The sequence below is a fragment of the Methylobacterium sp. DB0501 genome, from assembly GCF_011043735.1.
Taxonomy (GTDB): domain Bacteria; phylum Pseudomonadota; class Alphaproteobacteria; order Rhizobiales; family Beijerinckiaceae; genus Methylobacterium; species Methylobacterium alsaeris.
The window spans coordinates 94,891-114,531 of sequence record NZ_JAAKGV010000023.1 but is presented as its reverse complement, the minus strand read 5'-3'; the positions used below and the strand labels follow the sequence as shown (position 1 = coordinate 114,531).

The 19,641-nt window shown below is 69.3% G+C and carries 16 protein-coding genes and 1 tRNA gene; 8 read left to right on the top strand and 9 right to left on the bottom strand.

Going from position 1 to position 19,641, the window contains the following annotated elements; translation table 11 throughout:
- Positions 1-2: 2 nt before the first annotated feature.
- Together G4G93_RS28420 and G4G93_RS28415 are read right to left on the bottom strand one after the other, a co-directional pair.
- Entirely contained in the window at positions 3-1,232 is a 1,230-nt protein-coding gene (locus tag G4G93_RS28420) for an efflux RND transporter periplasmic adaptor subunit (RefSeq protein WP_024830177.1), read from the bottom strand.
- A gap of 71 nt (positions 1,233-1,303) precedes the next feature.
- Positions 1,304-1,615, bottom strand: coding sequence for a hypothetical protein (locus G4G93_RS28415; protein WP_024830176.1), 312 nt, complete (start codon positions 1,613-1,615; stop codon positions 1,304-1,306).
- 107 nt (positions 1,616-1,722) lie between these two features.
- On the opposite strand from G4G93_RS28415, the gene G4G93_RS28410 reads away from it, so the two are divergent.
- Both G4G93_RS28410 and G4G93_RS28405 read left to right on the top strand, forming a co-directional pair.
- Complete coding sequence (locus G4G93_RS28410; RefSeq protein ID WP_024830175.1) at positions 1,723-1,995, top strand: metal-sensing transcriptional repressor; 273 nt, start codon at positions 1,723-1,725, stop codon at positions 1,993-1,995.
- Positions 1,996-2,005: 10 nt separating this feature from the next.
- A complete protein-coding gene (locus G4G93_RS28405) occupies positions 2,006-3,337 on the top strand; it encodes an MFS transporter (RefSeq protein WP_024830174.1) in 1,332 nt (443 codons plus the stop codon).
- A gap of 345 nt (positions 3,338-3,682) precedes the next feature.
- Here the strand turns inward: G4G93_RS28405 and G4G93_RS28400 are convergent, their stop codons facing one another.
- Complete coding sequence (locus tag G4G93_RS28400; RefSeq protein WP_123834326.1) at positions 3,683-5,602, bottom strand: DUF6538 domain-containing protein; 1,920 nt, start codon at positions 5,600-5,602, stop codon at positions 3,683-3,685.
- Between the two features lie 120 nt (positions 5,603-5,722).
- Positions 5,723-5,797 (bottom strand) — tRNA-Gln (locus G4G93_RS28395).
- Between the two features lie 165 nt (positions 5,798-5,962).
- On the opposite strand from G4G93_RS28395, the gene G4G93_RS28390 reads away from it, so the two are divergent.
- Positions 5,963-6,718, top strand: coding sequence for an SDR family oxidoreductase (locus G4G93_RS28390; RefSeq protein ID WP_165089552.1), 756 nt, complete (start codon positions 5,963-5,965; stop codon positions 6,716-6,718).
- A 158-nt stretch (positions 6,719-6,876) separates the two neighbouring features.
- On the top strand, positions 6,877-8,490 hold the full coding sequence (locus G4G93_RS28385; protein ID WP_165089550.1) for a peptide chain release factor 3: 1,614 nt from the start codon (positions 6,877-6,879) through the stop codon (positions 8,488-8,490).
- Positions 8,491-8,537: 47 nt separating this feature from the next.
- On the opposite strand, the gene G4G93_RS28380 is transcribed toward G4G93_RS28385, so the two are convergent.
- Together G4G93_RS28380 and G4G93_RS28375 are read right to left on the bottom strand one after the other, a co-directional pair.
- On the bottom strand, positions 8,538-8,990 hold the full coding sequence (locus tag G4G93_RS28380) for a response regulator (RefSeq protein ID WP_165089547.1): 453 nt from the start codon (positions 8,988-8,990) through the stop codon (positions 8,538-8,540).
- A gap of 159 nt (positions 8,991-9,149) precedes the next feature.
- Positions 9,150-9,620 carry a BLUF domain-containing protein gene (locus G4G93_RS28375; RefSeq protein ID WP_165089545.1) on the bottom strand — a complete coding sequence of 157 codons (471 nt, stop codon included), beginning with the start codon at positions 9,618-9,620 and terminating at the stop codon, positions 9,150-9,152.
- A 233-nt stretch (positions 9,621-9,853) separates the two neighbouring features.
- Between G4G93_RS28375 and G4G93_RS28370 the strand changes: the two genes are divergently transcribed.
- The 3 genes from G4G93_RS28370 (at position 9,854) to G4G93_RS28360 (ending at position 15,076) form a co-directional block, all read left to right on the top strand.
- Complete coding sequence (locus G4G93_RS28370; protein WP_165089542.1) at positions 9,854-11,227, top strand: flagellar hook protein FlgE; 1,374 nt, start codon at positions 9,854-9,856, stop codon at positions 11,225-11,227.
- A gap of 136 nt (positions 11,228-11,363) precedes the next feature.
- Complete coding sequence (gene flgK, locus G4G93_RS28365; protein ID WP_165089539.1) at positions 11,364-13,244, top strand: flagellar hook-associated protein FlgK; 1,881 nt, start codon at positions 11,364-11,366, stop codon at positions 13,242-13,244.
- Positions 13,245-13,258: 14 nt separating this feature from the next.
- Complete coding sequence (locus G4G93_RS28360) at positions 13,259-15,076, top strand: hypothetical protein (RefSeq protein WP_165089536.1); 1,818 nt, start codon at positions 13,259-13,261, stop codon at positions 15,074-15,076.
- Positions 15,077-15,097: 21 nt separating this feature from the next.
- Here the strand turns inward: G4G93_RS28360 and G4G93_RS28355 are convergent, their stop codons facing one another.
- From G4G93_RS28355 to G4G93_RS28345, 3 genes are all read right to left on the bottom strand, one after another.
- A complete protein-coding gene (locus G4G93_RS28355) occupies positions 15,098-16,000 on the bottom strand; it encodes a LysR substrate-binding domain-containing protein (RefSeq protein WP_165089533.1) in 903 nt (300 codons plus the stop codon).
- Between the two features lie 111 nt (positions 16,001-16,111).
- Positions 16,112-16,732 (bottom strand): glutathione S-transferase family protein, encoded by a 621-nt coding sequence (locus G4G93_RS28350; protein ID WP_165089530.1) that lies wholly within the window; start codon positions 16,730-16,732, stop codon positions 16,112-16,114.
- Between the two features lie 15 nt (positions 16,733-16,747).
- A complete protein-coding gene (locus tag G4G93_RS28345; protein ID WP_165089527.1) occupies positions 16,748-17,959 on the bottom strand; it encodes an ABC transporter substrate-binding protein in 1,212 nt (403 codons plus the stop codon).
- 305 nt (positions 17,960-18,264) lie between these two features.
- Here G4G93_RS28345 and G4G93_RS28340 point away from each other — a divergent pair, with 305 nt between their 5' ends.
- Positions 18,265-19,470, top strand: coding sequence for an iron-containing alcohol dehydrogenase (locus G4G93_RS28340; RefSeq protein ID WP_165089525.1), 1,206 nt, complete (start codon positions 18,265-18,267; stop codon positions 19,468-19,470).
- The last annotated feature ends 171 nt before the right edge of the window (positions 19,471-19,641 follow it).

The window sequence follows — 19,641 nt, the reverse complement described above, 5'->3', positions numbered from 1 at the left end:
GTTCAGTCCTCCGCCGCGGCCTTGCCGAGCTCGGACTTGAGCGTGAACGAGTTCGCTACGACCACCGCCTGGCCGGGATCGAGCCCCTCCGTCACCTCCACGTCGTCGTCGTCCGACCGCCCGAGCTTGACCGGGCGCGCCTCGAAGCCTTCGGCCACGCGCACGAAGACGTTGGGCTTGCCCTCCAGGGTCTGGATCGCCGAGGCCGGGACGAGGACGCGCACCGGCTTCTCGGAGATGACGATCTCCGCGGCGACGAACGAGCCCGGCCGCCACGTCTCGTCAGGGTTGGCCAGTTCCGCGACGACCCTGGCCGCGCGGGTGGCTTGGTCGAGGACGGGCACGATGAAGACGATCCGGCCCTTCGCGGCCTCCCCGGTCGCCTCGGCCCGGACGGTCACGGCCTGGCCCTCGCGCACGAGCGGCATGTCGCCGGGACTGACCGCGAGGTCGATCCAGACCTTCGACAGGTCGACGACCGAGTAGAGCTCGGTCTCCAGGTTGTCCCGTCCGACCGCGGCCCCGGGGTCGACGCGGCGCTCGACGATCTTGCCCGCGATGGGCGAGCGGATCTCCTGACGCTCGAACTGAGCCTCCGGCTGCTTCGGCAGGGCGTCGATCTCGGCTTGGCTGAGGCCCAGGAAGGTCAGCTTGCGCCGGGCGGCGTCCTCCTTGACCTTGAGGTCCTGGTAGCTGGCCTGCGAGCGCAGGTACTGCTGCTCGGACGAGATGCGCTTGTCCCAAAGCTCCTTGTCGCGCTCGTAGAGCGTCTTCTGCAGGGCGGCCGAGACCCGCGCCGCCAGGTACTCGCCCTTGGTCTCGGCGATCTCGCGGCTGTCGAGCAGCGCCACGACCTCGCCCTTCGCGACCGTGTCGCCGAGCCCCTTGCGCAGTTCGACGACCGTCCCGGTGGTCTTGACCGCGATGCGGGCGGTCAGGTTGGCGCTCGGGATGACGGTGCCCGGCACGTGCAGGTGGCGCGAGAGGCTGCCTCCGCCGACCGTGCCCGTCCGAATCCCCGCCTTGGCGATCTGGTCGTCCGTCAGCGCGACGAGGCCGGGCCTCTCCGGCTCGCCCTTGGCCGCCGGAAGAGGCTCTGGCTTGGCGGGAGCGTTCCCGCCCTTGGTGGGGGACAGCATCGCGCGGACGGCCTCGGGAGCCCCGGGCCACCAGGTCGCGATCAGGAAGCCGCCGGCGACGGCCAGCAGCACGGGTATGAGGCGTTTGAGCATGTCGATGCCATGGCGGCGTGCCGCGCACCTGCGCGGAGCCGTGGTTCGAGGAAAGGGCGAGGTGAGCGGCCTCAGGCCCTCGGTGGCTCGAACGGCCCCTCGGCAGCGCCGCCGAAGCGGCAGGCATCGTCCGCGCAGGTGAATGGTCGCGCCACCGAGGCCCGGCCGGCCGCGGGAGCCTCGGCCGCGGTCGGCATGACACCCTGCGCGTGCGATTGCGTGTGGTGGATCAACTCGTCGGCATCCTGGTGGTCGGTCGCATGATCCTGCACCGCCGTCGACGGCATGGCGTGCGCGACGGGACCCGTCGCCTCGTGCCGGCCATGGGCGAGCAGCGGCAGCACCGTCACCGCCGACAGCAGCAACGCCACGGCCATCGTCATGAGACGCCGCCCGAATGACACCCGATCCAATCTCCCCGTCGAGCCGTGGTCCGACCGACGCGTCAAATACCCTTCCCTTATCCTATCCAGGAGGATAGCATGTCAACATGGAACACGTGCACGCCTCCCACCCGGACATCGTCAAGCGCCTCAAGCGCGCACACGGCCACCTCGCCGGTGTCATCGCGATGATCGACGAGGGCCGGCCCTGCCTCGACCTCGCCCAGCAACTCCAAGCGGTCGAGAGCGCCATCGCCAACGCGAAGCGCACCCTGATCGAGGACCACATGGAGCACTGCATCGGCGACGGCGTCGCCGACGGCGGCAAAACGGCCAGGGCCGCGCTCGCCGAGTTCAAGGCGCTGGCGAAGTACCTGTGAGGGGTGCCCGATGCTGAGCGTCCTCGCAAACCGGACCTACCGCCACCTGTTCGCCGCGCAGGTCGTCGCCCTGATCGGCACCGGCCTGCTGACGGTCGCCCTCGGGCTCCTGGCCTATCGCCTCGCCAAGGCCGAGGCCGGTGCGGTGCTCGGCACGGCGCTGGCCATCAAGATGGTCGCCTACGTGCTGGTCGCGCCGGTGGCGAACGCCTTCACCGGGCAGTTGCCGCGCCGCGCCTTCCTGGTGACGACCGACCTTGTGAGGGCCGCCGTCGCCCTGATCCTGCCCTTCGTCGACCAGATCTGGCAGGTCTACGTCCTCGTCTTCGTGCTCCAGTCCTGCTCGGCCGCCTTCACCCCGACCTTCCAGGCAACCATTCCCGACATCCTGCCGGAGGAGCGCGACTACACCCGGGCGCTCTCCCTCTCGCGGCTGGCCTACGACCTGGAGAACCTGCTCAGCCCGGCGCTCGCCGCCATCCTTCTGACGGTGATCAACTTCCACTGGCTGTTCGGCGGCACGGTCGTCGGTTTCCTATGCTCGGCGGCGCTCGTCGTGTCTGTCGGCCTACCGAGCCCGAAGCCGACCGAGCGCCGCGGGATCTACGAACGGACCACCCGCGGCCTCCGCATCTACCTCGCGACGCCGCGCCTGCGGGGCCTCCTCGCCCTGAACCTCGCGGTGTCGGCGGCCGGCTCTATGGTCATCGTCAACACGGTCGTGATCGTGCAGGCCATCCTGCACCGGCCCCAGAACGACGTCGCGGTCGCGCTCGGCCTGTTCGGCGGTGGCTCGATGGTCGCGGCTCTTCTGCTGCCGCGGGTGCTCGACCGGCTGCCGGACCGGACCGTGATGCTGCCGGCGGCGGCCCTCCTCGGCGTCGTGCTGCTCGCCTTCGCCGCAACGACCTGGGGCGGCGTGATCGGCTGGCCGATGCTGCTCGCCACATGGCTGGTTCTCGGGATCGGTTACTCGGCCGCTCAGACCCCGACCGGGCGGCTCCTCCGGCGCTCGGCCACGACCGAGGACCGGCCCGCGGTGTTCGCGGCTCAGTTCGCCCTGTCGCACGTCGCCTGGCTCGTCACCTATCCGCTGGCGGGCTGGCTTGGAGCCGAGGCCGGCATGCCGGTCACGCTCGCGGTGCTGGGCGTGCTCACCCTAGCGGCCATCGCGGCGGCGGCCGTGCTGTGGCCCGCCTCGGACCCGGACGTCGTCGAGCATGCACACGCCGACCTCGGGCCAGACCATCCGCACCTGGACGGCGCCGCGGCACGGCGGCACGCCCACGCCTTCGTCATCGACGACCTGCACCAGCGCTGGCCGGCGCACCGCCCTGGATAAGGATGGCGAGGCGCCTGACCGCCCTGCTCCCGTTCGCATTTGGGTGGGGGCCGTCCGCTTATCCGACGAAGCGGCTCGGAAGCGGACCAGCCGGTCACGGCCATTTCCAGTCAATTGCCGAGCGTCTGCTTTTGTCGGACCTGCTCCCTAAACCGGAACAGCTGCAATCCACCCGATTTAGCCGTCCGATTATCGTTTGGAAGGTCCGCTGCGAAGCCGCGTATCTGACATGACAATAGCCCACCAAGGAATTCGCAAAATTTTCACATAAACGAGCCGGCCTAGTTTCTGTAGAAGCCGTGTGGAAGGTCGCTGCATAGCCAAAACAGCGTGCCGATTTCATTTTCAGGCAGTCAGTTGCCGTCGAGTATCAGATACCCGATGTGGTTCGCCGGTGCGCGCGGCCTCGGTCATTTTCTCGATGTTAATTGGTAAGATGAGACGATCAATAACGTCTTTAAGTTTGATCAAGGCCTGACCTTTGTAATAACGCTCCATTTCAGACCGTCTGGTCTTGCTCTCGTGGCCAATCACCTCCTCCACAAAGTTCGGCTGAGCACCTGCGTTTATGATGAGCGTGGTCGCCGAATGTCGAAATGAGTGGAACGTGACGTCAGCACGTACACCGTGGTACGATTTAAAGCGCTGAAACCACTTCCCGAAGGCGCTGCCGTATGGCGAGTTCTCTCCATCATTGAGAGTATCCGTCTTCTCGGCGCCAGCCTCACCCTCAGGGAGGAGCAATTCATTCTCTTCTCGTCCCTCCACCAATGCCTCAATCAACCCGAGACTCAGCAGATTCTGATGGAGAGGGACCCATCGGGCGCTTCCTCCGGCTTTCAGGTCAAGAGTCGGATCCTTGAGATTGAAATGCCAGATTCCTGTCTCCTTGTGTCGTACGACGTGTCGTACCCGGAGTTGGAATATTTCACCGCGTCGCATGCCGCTGTGGCAGCCGATGAGGATGCCCCAGTAGCGTTCGTCACGTAGGACGTGCGGACCCGGCTTCTTCCAGCTTCGGCGACTGCGAATTCCGAAAAACAAATCTGCATTCAGCACGGCCGCGAGTTCGTCACTGTTCCACGCCGGCCGCTCGTCCCGAGCGCTGTGATGCCGACCTCGGACGCGGCTCATGTTGATGTGCAGACCGTCGAAGATCGACGGCGTACCCTTGGGAACGACTTCGTTGACCTGAGCCCATGGCCAGATGCCCGACAAGGCCGCAAGGTGCCGGTTGAAGGTCTGAGGCTTCAGGCGATCGATGTCCGCCTTACCGTTGCAATGCTCGATCAGGCCGCGGATGCCGCTTCGGCGCTGAATGTCACGCCACTCAACGCACTTGTCGTATTTCCCAGGAAGGCTGAGCAGAGCACGCCTGAACTCTGCGGCATCGGCGGGTCCATAGGCCTCGAGCGGCTTGTCGCCACATATCTCGACGAAAAGACGCCCTGTCGACTGGGCTTGGCGAGCAATAGCCTCTTTCCATTCGTTGTGTCTGACGCGATCGTCGCTATAGGCGGTCCAAATCTCGCTGAACAATCTCTCAGATTGATGCGCCATCTTTTTCGTTGGCGCATCGGACCGAGTGGGCGGGTTAGGAACAATCGGACGATGGGCGACCGCGTGCAGGGGGTGATGAGGCCTGACGACGTCGCGCAGATAGGCCAGTTTCTGCTCAGCGATCGTGATTTCGGCGTCGAGTAGCGCGCGGCAGAGCGCGTATTCCTGAGTGGGGGTGTCGAGGTCGATCTCGTTGCGTAAGGCGAGTTCCTGTGCCGCGCTGCGAACGGATGTGAATTTGTTGAGTGACCGGTCGCGCTTTAGGCCGTCCAGTCGGCACTGATAGAGGAACTCCCATTCGGCCGGATCATTGAGGGTCCCCCTCGGACAGTCTCCGACGAAATCGCTGCCATCGGCTATTCCGTCTTCAAGCATCGCGCTGTCGACACCAGGAAGGTCGTCGATCTTGGGGTAGTGCCCGATAGCCGTTATGAGGCCTTCGTGCTTCAGAGATTCGGAGTCTAAGTACTGCTCCGCGAGCCGGGCGATATCGGCGCGCGTGAGCGATCGGTTGAAACGGACGAGGGTGAACAAGGTCTCTGTCCCATCCCACAAGCGTTGCGCCATCCGTCGGGCCTCGCCCGGCGTGGCTTGGCCGAGCGAGCGCAGGATCTCGCGCTGACCGAACCTCTGACGCAGGTCATGGGGGATGATACGGCGAAAAAAGACCGTTTGTCGGCGACGGCGGAGGTGGGTGCGGGGCAAGGCAGGAATCCCTGCCGTCCAGACAAGTGGACCTCCCGAGTGGACCTGGACGGAGCGGTCGGCCCGGGCGGGTCCGAAAACAGCCGGAGAATCAACGGTCGGCTGAGAATCTTGAGACTTTGGCTGGGGCGCCAGGATTCGAACCTGGGAATGGCGGTACCAAAAACCGCTGCCTTACCGCTTGGCGACGCCCCAACGCGCGGCTGGCGCTTCCATAGCCGGGTGGGGCGGTGCTGGCAACCGGTGGCTTGCGGTTCGGTGCACGGGCAGCGGTTGGAGGGGCTTTCGGGCTCGTGTATGCCGGGCCTGCGAACGGCACGAAGAGCCGCAACCATCAACGACAGGGGGAGGAGAGGCGAAATGAGCACGCAGAAGGTCGCGCTGGTGACCGGGGCCGGCTCGGGGGTGGGGCGCGCGGTGGCGCTCGGGCTCGCGGGGGCCGGCTACGACGTGGTGCTGTCGGGGCGCCGCCCCGAGCCGCTGCAGGCGGTGGCGGGGGAGATCGAGGCCAAGGGACGGCGGGCGCTGGCGCAGCCGACCGATATCGGCGACGAGGCCTCGGTGGCCGAACTCTTTCGCCGCGTCGAGGAGACGTTCGGCCGCCTCGACGTGCTGTTCAACAATGCCGGCATCGGCGCGCCACCGGTGGAGCTCGACGAACTGCCCGTCGCGACCTGGAAGGCGGTGGTCGACACCAACCTCACCGGCGCCTTCCTGTGCACCCAGGGGGCGTTCCGGCTGATGAAGAAGCAGCAGCCGCGCGGCGGGCGCATCATCAACAACGGCTCGATCTCGGCCCACGTGCCGCGGCCGTTCTCGGCGCCCTACACCGCCACCAAGCATGCCATCACGGGCCTGACCCGCTCGACCTCCCTCGACGGGCGTGCCCACGACATCGCCTGCGGTCAGGTCGACATCGGCAACGCCGCCACCGACATGACCGTGCGCATGCAAGCGGGCGTGCCCCAGCCCGACGGCTCGACCCGCCCCGAGCCGACCATGGACGCCAAGCACGTGGCCGACGCGGTCGTCTACATGGCGAGCCTGCCGCTCGACGCCAACGTGCAGTTCATGACCGTGATGGCGACCAAGATGCCGTTCATCGGCCGCGGCTGAGGGAGCTCCCTCTGGCCCTCCGGCGCTGGCTTGGGTAGAGACGGCGCGGGCGCCGACGCGGTGCCCGCGCCTCCCCATATGGGGATTGTTCTCCCTCATCGACGGACGGGCCCCGACGGACCCGCGACAGAAACCCGGGTCCGGGCTAGACACCTCCCATGCTGATGCAGACAGACGCCCCGCGCGCCCCCGCCGATCCGGTCGCCCGGCGCCGCACCTTCGCGATCATTTCGCACCCGGATGCCGGCAAGACCACGCTGACCGAGAAGCTCCTGCTGTTCGGCGGCGCGATCCAGCTCGCCGGCGAGGTCAAGGCCAAGCGCAACCGCGTCTCGACCCGCTCGGACTGGATGGGCATCGAGAAGGAGCGCGGCATCTCGGTCGTCACCTCGGTGATGACCTTCGAGTACGGCGACTGCGTCTTCAACCTGCTCGATACGCCGGGCCACGAGGACTTCTCGGAGGACACCTACCGGACGCTGACCGCGGTCGATTCCGCCGTGATGGTGATCGACGCCGCCAAGGGCATCGAGGCGCGCACCCGCAAGCTGTTCGAGGTCTGCCGCCTGCGCGACATCCCGATCGTCACCTTCGTCAACAAGCTCGACCGCGAATCCCGCGACCCGTTCGACCTCCTCGACGAGATCGAGAAGACGCTCGCCCTCGACGTCGCGCCCGTCACCTGGCCGATCGGGCGCGGCCGGAGCTTCGCCGGCACCTACGACCTCCTGCGCCGACGGGTGCGCCGCCTCGACGCGGCCGACGATGCCGGCACGGTGCCGGTCTCAGGGACCGACGATCCGCTCTTCGACACCCTGCTGCCGGAGGCCGGCGACGCGGCCACCTGGCGCGAGGAGGCGGATCTGGCCGAGGGCGGCTGCAAGCCGTTCGACCTCGAGGCCTTTCGCGAGGGCCACCTGACCCCGGTCTTCTTCGGCTCGGCGCTGCGCAATTTCGGGGTGCGCGACCTGATCGACGGGCTGGCCGAGGTGGCGCCGCCGCCGCGGGGCCAGGATGCCGACACCCGCGCGGTCTCGCCGACCGAGCCGAAGATGACCGGCTTCGTGTTCAAGATCCAGGCGAACATGGACCCGAACCACCGGGACCGCATCGCCTTCATGCGGGTCTGCTCGGGCAAGCTCAGCCGCGGCATGAAAGCGAAGCTCGTGCGCACCGGCAAGCCGATCTCGCTCTCGGCGCCGCAATTCTTCTTCGCCCAGGACCGCGCCATCGCCGACGAAGCCTATGCGGGCGACGTGGTCGGCATTCCCAACCATGGGACCCTGCGCATCGGCGACACGCTGACCGAGGGCGAGGAACTGGTCTTCCGCGGCGTACCGAGCTTCGCCCCCGAGCTCCTGCGCCGGATCAAGCTCACCGACGCGATGAAGGCCAAGAAGCTGCGCGAGGCCCTGCAGCAGATGGCGGAGGAGGGGGTGGTGCAGCTCTTCCTGCCGCAGGACGGCTCGAGCGCGATCGTCGGCGTGGTCGGGGCGCTGCAGCTCGACGTGCTGAAGGAGCGCCTCCAGGCCGAGTACGGCCTGCCGATCGACTACGAGCCGACCCGTTTCACCATCTGCCGCTGGATCGAATCGGAGGACCAGGCCGAGCTCGACAAGTTCGTCGGTTCGCACGGCTCGTCGATGGCGAGCGATCTCGACGGGGCGCCGGTCTTCATGGCGACCACCGGATTTTCGCTGCGCTACGAGGAGGAGCGGGCGCCCGCGATCCGCTTCACCGACGTCAAGGACTATCAGAAGCGGCGGGCGTAAGACCTGCGGCGACGATCCCGGGTCCGGCGCCGTGGCGGCGCCGGGCGCTAGAACTTACCGAGCAGCGGGAAATCGACGTTGAGCGCCGAGACCGGGCCGACCGGCGTCTCGCGCTTGCGCGGCCGACCGTTGAGCACCTGCTTCAGCTTGGTCTTCAACAGCGAGAGGTCGAAAGGCTTGAGGATGAAGGCGTCGGCGCCGGCGAGGTGCGCGACGTTGATGTCCTCGAAGCTGAACGAGGTCTCGGTCAGGATGAACGGCGTGTTCATCAGCGCGTCGTCGGCCCGGATCTCGCGCAGGAGCTGGATGCCGTCCATCGGCTCCATGTCGAGGTCGGAGATCACCAGGCCGTAGCGCTTGGCGCGCAACTGCTCGAGCGCCTGCGCCCCGTCGGTCACGCCCTCGACCTCCGGGAAACCGAGGCGATTCATCAGCTCGGTCACCAAGCGGACGAGTTTGACCTGGTCGTCGACGATCAGGATCGGAGGTGCTTCGCTCATCGGAACCAGCCAGGGGTTTCAAGTTTCATGACGGATCACCGGGGACTCCCGGCTGGTTCTAGGGTGGCGTCCGCTCGCGTTGCGATGGACGCCACCCTAGATCTTTGATGGTGCCGCATTTCCCGCGACGAACCAGTATCCACTTCGTCGGAAAATGCCCTACACGAACAGGTGGTCGATGCCTTGCTTGGCCATCGTGTCGGCCTGGAGCGCCTGGGCGAGGGCGTAGATCGTGCTGGCCTTCGGGGTGCCGCGCTGGAGCATCGGCCCCAGATTGGCCTTCTGGAACAGCGGGTCGTTGGTCGGCGTGCGCAGGACCGCGGCGAACGAGGTCACGAATTCGCGCTTCGCGATCTCCCGCCACTCGACGATGTGCACGTCGCGGTGCCGGCTGTCCCCGGAGATCCGCTGGAACGTCTCCTGCACCGACATCCTTTCCCCCTCGAGGACCTGGATGAAATAGCCCTGATCGACGATCAGCAGGCTGGTGATCACCGAGAACTCGTTCTTCTTCTGCGCGTGCCGGGCGATGTCGTTGATCTGCTGCATGCGGACCACCGGCTCGGCGGAGAGCTGCGCCCGCGAGAAGTAGATCAGGTGGATGAGGCTGCTTCGCTTGCTCGTGCGCATATCCTGGGGGTCCAGCGCCGGTCCAGGAGTGCAGCTAACGGCAAGAGGTTCAACACCACGTAAACGTCATCCCGCTCCGCAGGGCAGATTTTGCCGCGCGATTCCCGCCGCAACCCGGCGGGATTTGCCGCTCCGGTTGGCCGGCCACCAGCAAAATCAAGGACTTGGCCCTGGCACGCGGTTTGCGGACCTCAATCCCGAATGATCCGGTTCGAGATGGAGTCCCAGGGAAGATGGACGTTTTCAGCGCGCTGCAGACCTCGGTCTCGGGTCTCAAGGCCCAGGCCTTCAGCCTCGAGAACATCTCGGGCAACATCGCGAACTCGCAGACCGTCGGCTACAAGCGGATCGACACCGACTTCGTCGACATGCTGGCCGAGCAGCCGGCCAAGCAGCAGCCGGCCGGCGGAGTCGCGGCCTTCTCGCAGCTGACCAACAGCCTGCAGGGCAACGTCGCGGCGACCGGTATCGCCACGAACATGGCACTCAGCGGCAACGGCTTCTTCACGGTACAGACCAAGGGGGGCGACAGCGGCGGCGCTCCGGTCTTCTCGGGCACCAACCTCTATACCCGTCGCGGCGACTTCTCGGTCGACCGGGACGGCTACCTCGTCAACGGTGCGGGCGCCTACCTCACCGGGCAGAGCCTCGACCCGGTCTCCGGCCAGACGACCGGATCCGGGCCGATCAAGGTCTCCGCCGCAACACTGCCGGCGAAGCCCACGACCAGCATCTCCTACGCGGCGAACCTGCCGAGCAGCCCGATCACCGCCTCGGGGACGACGCTCCTCGGTACGCTTCCCGGGGGCGATGCCCGGGTACTCTCCGGCACCGCGACGCCTCCCCCGGCGGTGGCGGCCGCCGATTCGACCGCCTTCGGCAATGCCAGCGTCGCCGGCGGCGAGCTCACGGCCTATTCGGGCACCGGTACGCCGGTGAGCGTGCAGCTGCGCTGGGCCAAGGTGGCGAACGCGGATGCCGCCGCCGACACCAAGGACACCTGGAACCTGTTCTACGCCAACCAGACCGCCACCGGGACCTCGGCGGCGACCTGGCAGAATGTCGGCACTGCCTTCACCTTCAACGGCAGCGGCCAGCTCACCGCGCCGACCGGCACCAGCCTCAGCCTCCCGAATGTGACGGTGAACGGGACCGATCTCGGGGCGATCGCCCTGAACATCGGTCCCGGCGGCCTGACCCAGTACGGCTCGTCCGGCGGCCAGGTCACCACCACCACGCTGCAGCAGAACGGCTTCGCCGCCGGCAGCCTCAACTCGCTCGCCGTGACGAATGACGGCAAGCTCACCGGTACCTATTCCAACGGCAACAGCGTCGCCCTGGCCCAGGTCGGCGTGGCGCGGTTCAACGCGCCCGACGCGCTCAAGGCGGTCTCGGGCGGCAACTACGCCCAGACGGCGGAATCCGGCGAGCCGCTCGCCGGCCTCTCCGGCGGCACGATCATCGGCGGCAACATCGAGCAGTCGAACACCGATACGGCCGGCGAGTTCTCGAAGCTCATCGTCACCCAGCAGGCCTACTCGGCCAATACGCGGGTGATGTCGACCGCCCAGCAGATGATGTCCGACCTCATCAACGTGATCCGCTAGCGGATCGCGCCGTCCGGGACCGGTCCGCCGACAGACGGCGGACCGGTCCCGGCCCATCCCGAGACGCCTGAGCGCGACGCGGCCCTTGGACGGGCGCGGCAGCACGGCCCTCACCCGCCTCACCCGGATCCGCCCGATGTCCCTCAACGCCCTCAACACCGCGACCGCCGGCCTGCAGGTGACGCAGGCGGCGATCGGCCTCGTCTCGCAGAACGTCGCCAATGCGGGCAGCGCCGGCTACGTCAAGCGCGTCCTCACCCCGGTGGCGCAGCTCGGCAATTCGGGAGTCGCGACCGGCACGATCACCCGGACCCTCGACGCGGTCTCGCTCAAGCAATTGCGGCTCGAGACGGCGGGCGCGTCCTATACCGGGCTCACCGCCAAGGTGCAGGGCCAGCTCGATGCGCTCTACGGCAATCCGGGCAGCGCGTCCGCCCTCGACGGGGTGATGAACGGCTTCACCCAGGCGCTGCAGGGGCTGACGAGCGACCCGACCTCCGCCGCCTCGCGGGCGAGCGCGGTGAGCGCGGCCCGGACCGTCGCCACGACGATCTCCGGCATCGCGAACGGCGTGCAGACCCTGCGCACCGGCCTCGAAGCGCAGCTCGGCAGCGACGTGACCTCGGCCAGCACGCTCCTGTCGCAGATCGCCGCGCTCAACACCAAGGTCGTCGGCGCCACCGGCAATTCGAGCGGCGATACCCGCGTGGCCGAGCTCCTCGACCAGCGCGACCAGGCGATCAACACGCTGTCGCACTATCTCGACGTCCAGGTGAGCGAGCAGCATGACGGCTCGGTCACCCTGCTCACCGCCTCGGGCGCGACGCTGGTCGACCACGGCGCGGCGGCGAGCCTCGCCTTCGACGGCCGCGGCGCCCTGAACGCTGCGGTGCAGTACACGACCGACCCGGACACCCGCGGCGTCGGCACGGTGACGGCGACGACGCCGGCCGGCGCCAGGATCGACCTGATCGCCACCGGGGCGATCCGCTCGGGCTCGATCGCCGCCGCGGTGAGCTTGCGCGACGACACCCTGGTCCAGGCGCAGCGCCAGCTCGACGACCTCGCGTCCGGCCTGTCGCGGGCGATCAGCGACCGCCCGGCGACCGGCACCGCGGCCTCGGCGAACGGGCTCGCCGGGTTCGACATCGACCTCACCGGGCTCCAGGCCGGCAACGCTGTGACGCTCGGCGTGCGCAACGCCGCGGGCGCCGGGCGCAACCTGATCCTGATGCCGACGAACGGGGCGGCGCCGAACCCGATCGACCCTGCGCTCACCGACGACCCGACCGCCCTCGTGGTGCCGATCGACATCTCGGGCGGGCCCTCGACCTTCGCGGGCAAGATCGGCGCGGCGCTCGGCGCCGGCTTCACCGTCTCGGCGACGCCGAACGGGGCGGCGGGCGCGGTGCGGCTCCTGACCGATCCCGCGACCCTGGCGCTCACCGGCGCCTCCGCCTCGGTCACCGTGCCGACGGGCGCCGCCGACACCCAGACCGGCAGCGGCCCGCTCGCGCTGTTCGTCGATGGCGGGAACGGCAACGCCGTGTTCACCGGCTCGTTCGAGGGCGGCTCGCACCTGACGGGCTTCTCCCAGCGCCTCGCCGTCAACCCGGCGGTGATCGCCGACACGACGGCCCTGGTGACCTACGCCGCCGGGACCGAATCCGGCGACACCGCCCGGCCGCGCTTCCTCACCGACGCGCTCACCGGCCGCACCCTGACCTTCTCGGCGGGCAGCGGCATCGGCGGCGTCAGCGCGCCCCGCTCCGCCACGGTGATCGGCTTTGCCCAGTCGGTGATCGACGCGCGCGGCGCGGCGAGCGCCGAGGCGCAGCAGCTCGACGAGGGCCAGAGCATCGCCCTGTCCTCGGCCCAGAGCCGGTTCGGCCAGGAATCCGGCGTCAGCGTGGACGAGGAGATGTCCAAGCTGATCCAGCTCCAGACCGCCTACAGCGCCAATGCCCGGGTGCTGACCGCCGCCCGCGACATGCTCGACACCCTCCTGAGGCTTTGAGAGGACCGCCCGCGATGACCATCGCCCCCTGGGCGGCCGGGACGGCCGCGTTCGCGGCAGGAACCGCCGCCGCCGACCTGAACACCCGCCGCCTCGTCGACATGAAGGCGACGCTCGGCACGCTCTCGAACCAGATCGCCAGCGGCCGCACCGCCGACACCTATGGCGGCCTCGGCGCCGGGCGCACTCAGAGCCTCGCCGCGCACGCCCAGATCAGCGCGCTGGACGGCTGGATCGCGGCGGCCGGCACCGGCACGACCCGGGTGACGCTGGCCTCGGCCAGCGTGCAGCAGGTCGCGACCCTGTCCTCCTCGGCCTGGGGCAGCCTCGTCAGCGCCCGCACCGGCACCGGCACCCTCGCCCGCTCCACCCTGCAGCAGGGCGCGGTGGGCCAGCTCGGCGGTGCGATCGATGCCCTCAACCAGAGCACCGGCGGCCAGTACATCCTGGGCGGCCGGGTGACCGACCGGGCGCCGGTGGAGACCATCGACCGCATCCTCGACGGCGATCCCGCCTCCGGCCTCGACGGGGTGCGCAGCGTGATCGCCGAGCGCCAGGCCGCCGATCTCGGCATCGCGACGCCGCGGACCGGACGGCTCGACCTCGCGGCCTCGGGTGCGGGCGTCAGCCTGTCGGAGAGCGCGTCGCCCGGCGTGCGGGCGAATTTCGGCTTCACGATCGCCAACGCCGTCAGCTCGAACCCGGCCGGCCTCGCGGTCGCGTTCCAGGCCGGCACGCCGCCCGCCGCCACCCCGTCCTTTGCCAGCCCGCCGAAGGACGGCGACATCGTACGGGTGACGGTGCAGAATTCCGACGGCAGCCAGGGCTTCGTCGACCTCACCGCCCGGAATGCGGGGACCGGCGGGACCGGCACCTTCGCGATCGGCGCCGACGCGGCGGCGAGCGCGCAGAACCTCACCGCCGCGCTCGCGGGCAAGACCGTGCTCGGCGTCCAGAGCGCGAGCCCGCCCGGCGCGACGGCGACGCTCGCCGGCGGCAATCCGGCGTCCATGGCCGTGACGGTCGGGGCGGGGCTCGCCGCCGGCGACAGCCTTCAGGTCACGGTGGGCCTGCGCGACGGCACCAGCAAGACCCTGAGCCTGAAGGCCGCCGCGGACGGAAAGACCGCCGGCACCTTCGCGATCGGCGCGAGCCCGGCCGAGACCGCCGCCAACCTGAGAAACGCCCTCGCGACGGCGCTCGACACCACCGCCTCCACCGACCTCGCGGCGAGCTCCGCCGTGAGAGCGGCAAGCGACTTTTTCGCGGGCTCGTCGTCGCCGGGGCTGAGCCCACGCCGGGTCGCCAGTGATGCGAGCGGCAACGCCACCGGCTACGTCGCCGACCCGGGCGGCCGCACCCTGATCTGGTACCGGGGCGACGACACCTCCGCCGACCCGCGCCAGACCGCGACCGTGCCGGTCTCCCGCGATCAGTCGGTGGCGATCGGCGTCCAGGCCAACGAGACGCCGTTCCGGGCGGTGCTGAGCGGCCTCGCGGTCCTCGCCGCGACGCCGTTCGACGCCACGGATACCGACAGCACCCGCTTCGACGCCTATTCGAGCCGGATCCAGACCCTGCTGAAGCCCGCCGACGGCCAGCCCTCGGTGCAGGGCGTCGCCGCCGAGCTCAGCCTCGCCTCGGCCCAGATCGCCACGCAGAAGAGCCAGAACACCGCCACCAAGGCGATGCTCCAGAAGACGGTCGACGGCGTCGAAACGGTCTCGACCGAGGAGGCGGCGGCCAAGCTGCTGACCCTTCAGAACCAGTTGCAGGCGAGCTACCAGACGACCTCGATGCTCTCGAAGCTGTCGCTGACGAACTACATGTGATCGCGGCGCGCACCGGCGCGCTCACTCTCCGCCGCCCCGCACCCGCGCCAGCACCAGATCCGTGAAGATCCGCGCATGCGGCATCTCCGGGGCCGGATGGCGCACCAGGGTCATCGGGGCGACCGGGGCCGGGCCGCCGATCTCGCGGTAGCGCACGCCCTCGGTGGCGAGCCGCGCCATCGAGCGCGGCACGATGGCGAGCGCGATGCCGGTGGCGACGAGGTTGACCACCGAGGCGAGCTGCGGCGCGTTCTGGGCGATGTGGGGCGAGAACCCGGCCGCCGCGCAGGCCGCCATGATGCCGTCGTAGAGCGCCCGCCCGTTGCGGCGCGGATAGACGATGAAACCCTCGTCCGAGAGGGCGGCGAGGCCCACCGGCCCCGCCTCGGCGGCCAGGCGGTGGGTGGCCGGCAGCGCCACCACCATCGGCTCGTCGAACAGGTGGCGGGCCCACAGGTCGTCGACCTCGCCCTCGTCCGGGCGCATGAAGGCGACGTCGACCCGGCCGGCCCGGAAGGCGGCGAGAAGGCTCGCGGTCGTCTCTTCGAGAAGCTCGACCTGCACGTCCGGATAGGCGCTGCGGTAGTCGCGGATCGCCCCGGTCACCAGGGGGTGGAACGAGGCCGAGGAGGTGAAGCCGATGCGGATCTGGCCGACATCGCCGGTCGCGATGCGCCGGGCCCGGCTCTTGGCTGCATCGACCGCGGCGAGCACGGCGCGGGCATCGTCCGCGAAGGCGCGGCCCGGCTCGGTCAGCGCCACCCCGCGCGACAGGCGCTGGAGCAGGGCGGTGCCGACCTCGGTCTCCAGGCTCTTGATCTGGTGGCTGAGCGCCGGCTGCGCGATGTTCAGCCGCTCCGCCGCCCGCGTGATGCTGAGATCGTCGGCCACCGCGACGAAGTAACGAAGATGGCGAAGCTCCATCGCGCCGGTTCCCCCTGATCCCCGGCCTTCGCCGCAACCGCCGGATCCATGTCCGTCAGCCCTACGATAGCCGAGGTTCGGGGGGAGCGCATGGCTGCGATGGGGGAGGGCTTATCCGCGCGGCACGGTGTCCCGCACCGAGGGGCGATCCGCCTGCGCGTCGCGGAAGGCCGCGACCGTCGGGCAGAGGCTTCGCCAGTCGTGGTCGGGGAAGCGGAACACCAGGTAGTCCAATGCCGTGACCGCGGCGATGGCCGGCAGGCCGAAGGGCTCCTGAACGAAGGGCTCGCCGACGACGGGCTTCCGGACTTGTGCGAACGCCGCGTCGAGGCGGCGCAGGCCCTCCCGCATGGTGCGGAACCGCTTGGTGCCGACGAGGCCGGTATCGAAGCCGGGCGCCGACTTGCGGCCGATGATGACCGCAACCGCGGCGTCGAACACCCCGATCGCGATCCCGGCGGCCGAGAGCGCGGCGGGCCCGCCCGCCAGCACCGCCGGCGTCGACCCGGTCGCGTCGAGGTGGCTGAGGATCAGCAGCGCTTCCGTCAGCCGCACGCCGTCGTCGGTGACCAGCGTCGGCACGCGGCCGGCCGGGTTGGCGTCGAGGAAGGCCGGGTCGTCGGCCCAGGCATCGACGAAGGCGGTGTCGACGCTCTCGTTCAGGCCCTTCTCGATCAGGGCCATGCGGACGATGCGCACGAAGGGCGAGGTCGGGTTGGCGAAGAGCTTCATCAGGCGGGCTCCGGTTCAGCCGGCGGTGGTCAGGGGGCAGCCGCTCTTGTCGGCGGGGGTGAACAGCGTGGCGCCCGGGATCGTTTCGATGACGCGGTAGAGATCGGCCTTGCCCTTCGACTCCTTCGGGCTCCTCACCTCGACCAGCATCATGTCCATCACCACCCGGCCGTTCGCCTGGATGCGAGGGTTGCCGTAGAAGCCGTCGTCGATGGGCAGGTCCTTCATCGCCTTGTTGACGGCGCCGGCCTCGTCGGTGCCGGCCTTCTCGACGGCCCGCAGGTAGTGGCGCACCGAGGAATAGGCGGCGGCATGGCCCATGGTCGGGACGACGTTGCCGTTGCGGGCCATCAGGCGCCGGGCCCAGGCGCGGCTGGCGTCGTTGGCGTCCCAGTAGAAGTTCACCGCCATGCGGATGCCCTGCGCGGCATCGAGGCCGAGCGCCACGGTGTTGTTGGTGAAGACCAGCATCGCCACCACCTTCGAGGTGATGCCGAATTCCCGCGCCTGCTTGATGGTGTTGACGAGGTCCGGCCCGGCATTGGCGAGCCCGATCACGTCGGCGCCCGAGGACTGGGCCTGGATCAGCTGCGACGAGATGTCGGTGGCCCCCAACGGATGGCGGATCTCGCCGACCACCGTGCCGCCGGCGGCCTTCACGGCCTTGCCGGCATCCGCCGCCAGCCCGTGGCCGAACACGTAGTCGGCGGTGATGAAATACCACGTCTTGCCGCCGCCCTGCACCACGGCGCCCGCCACCGCGTTGGCGAGCTCGCCGGTCGAGGGCACCCATTGCGTGCCGTAGGGCGAGCAGCCGGGGCCGGAGAACTGCGAGGCGTAGCCGCCGGTCACCATCGTGGTGATCTTGCGCTCCCTGGCGTAGGCCTGCACGCCCAGGCCCACCGAGCTGGCGCCGCCGAGCACGAAGGCGGTGACGCCGCGCTGGTCGACGAGCTGGCGCGCCAGTCCCGAGCCGATATCGGGCTTGTTCTGATGGTCGACGCCGATCACCTCGATCGGCCGGCCCAGCACCTTGCCGCCGAAATCCTCCGCCGCCATCGTGGCGGCCAGCACCATGTTCGGCCCGCCATTGCCGGAATACATCCCCGACAGGTCCTCGATCACGCCGATGCGCAAGGGCGTCTCGGCGGCGAAGGCGGAAGCGGTCAGCGTCGTGGCGAGCAGGCCGGCGACGGCGGCGCGTCGCGTCCAGGCGGTGCGGGACATGGGCGTTTCCTCGGAATCGGCACCGGCCTTTCCCGCGCCCGTTCTCGGGCGTCGTGGCGATGCGTGACGGGTGCGATGGTATTGCGGAACCCACCAATCGCCGTCCAATAGTTTGCGCGGGGCTCCGTCATCGTTTCCCGGTATGGCAGCCGGGCGCTTCCGGCTGCGGCGCCCCGCCATCGTCGCCGGCTATGGCTCGCGCCCGATCTTTGTATTGGACGGTGCGCCTGTCACCGGGCGACACCGCCGGCACGATCGCGAGGGCCCGACGAGACAGGCGCCCCGCTCCCCGAGGAGATGCCCGCATGATCACCAGCTTCTACATGCCGACCCGGATCGTCGCGGGCGCCGGCGCCCTCGCCACCATCGGCACGCTCGCCCGCGACCTCAAGATGACCCGGGTGCTGGTGGTGTCCGATCCGGTGATCTCGGCGCAGGGGTTCCACGCCGACGCGCTGGCGGTCCTCGCCGACGCCGGGATCGCGGTCTCGCGCTTCGACGAGTGCGGGATCGACGCCCGCTGCTCGCACATCGACGACCAGGGCGACCGGGTGCGCCGCGACGGGCTCGACGGCGTGGTGTGCATCGGCGGCGGCTCGGTGATGTGCACCGGCAAGGGCATCGCCATCGTGGCGACGAACCACAAGCCGATGGTGGACTGCACCGGCGTCGGCCGGTTCGACCGCAAGGCGCTGCCGATGATCATGGTGCCGACCACCGCCGGGTCCGGCTCGGAGGTCTCGCAATGGACCATCGTCAAGGACGAGGTGCGCCACCTCAAGCTCCTGGGCGGCGGGCCCTTGAGCTTCCCCGACGCGGCGATCCTCGATCCCGTCACCCTGCGCTCGCTGCCGATGCACGTCGCGGCCCTGCCGGCGGTCGACGCGCTGACCCACGGCGTCGAGGCCTATCTGAGCGGCATCGCCTCGCCGCTCACCGACGCGGTGGCCCTCGCCGCCGTGCGCCTCCAGGCCGCGTCCTTACGCGCCTCGATCAATTCCGACGACGACCGTGCGCGGGAGGACAACCTCGTCGCCTCCTGCATGGCCAACATCGCCTGCGGCAATGCCCGCCTCGGCCACGGCCATGCCCTGTCGCTGCCGCTCGAAGGCCATCTCGACCTGCCCCACCCCTACGGCGTCGGGGTGCTGCTGCCGCACGTCGTCGCGTTCAACCTCGCGGTGCTGCCCGCCAAGGTGAAGCCGCTGGCCGACGCGCTGGAGGTCGAGACGGCCGGGCTGTCGCGCCAGGAGACGATCGCGGCGTGCGCCGACGCCGTCCGGGCGCTCTACGCCGATATCGGCTTTCCCGCCCGCTTCACCCCCGAGCAATTGCCCCGCGAGCGCGTGCGCGAGATGGCGCTCCGGGCCGTGCCCGGCCTCTATGCCGGCATCGCCGCCAAGGACTTCGACCCAGCCACCGCCAACGACCGCACGATCATCGCGAGCCCCGCGGCGCGCAGGATGACGGTCAGGCAGGCGGAGGAGATCTTCGAGCGGTGCCTGGGGTGAGGCGTCCGCCGAGGCGCATTCTGTAAAGGAGCGCGCGGGATCCCTCCTTTTCCCCCACGGGGAGAGGGGAACGCCCGCGCTGCATCTGGCGACGTTCCTGCTGCGTCCCGCGCGAGATCGCGCGAAACCCCGTCCCCCACGCCCTGGCGCTCCCGCCCCCGCCATGCTTCT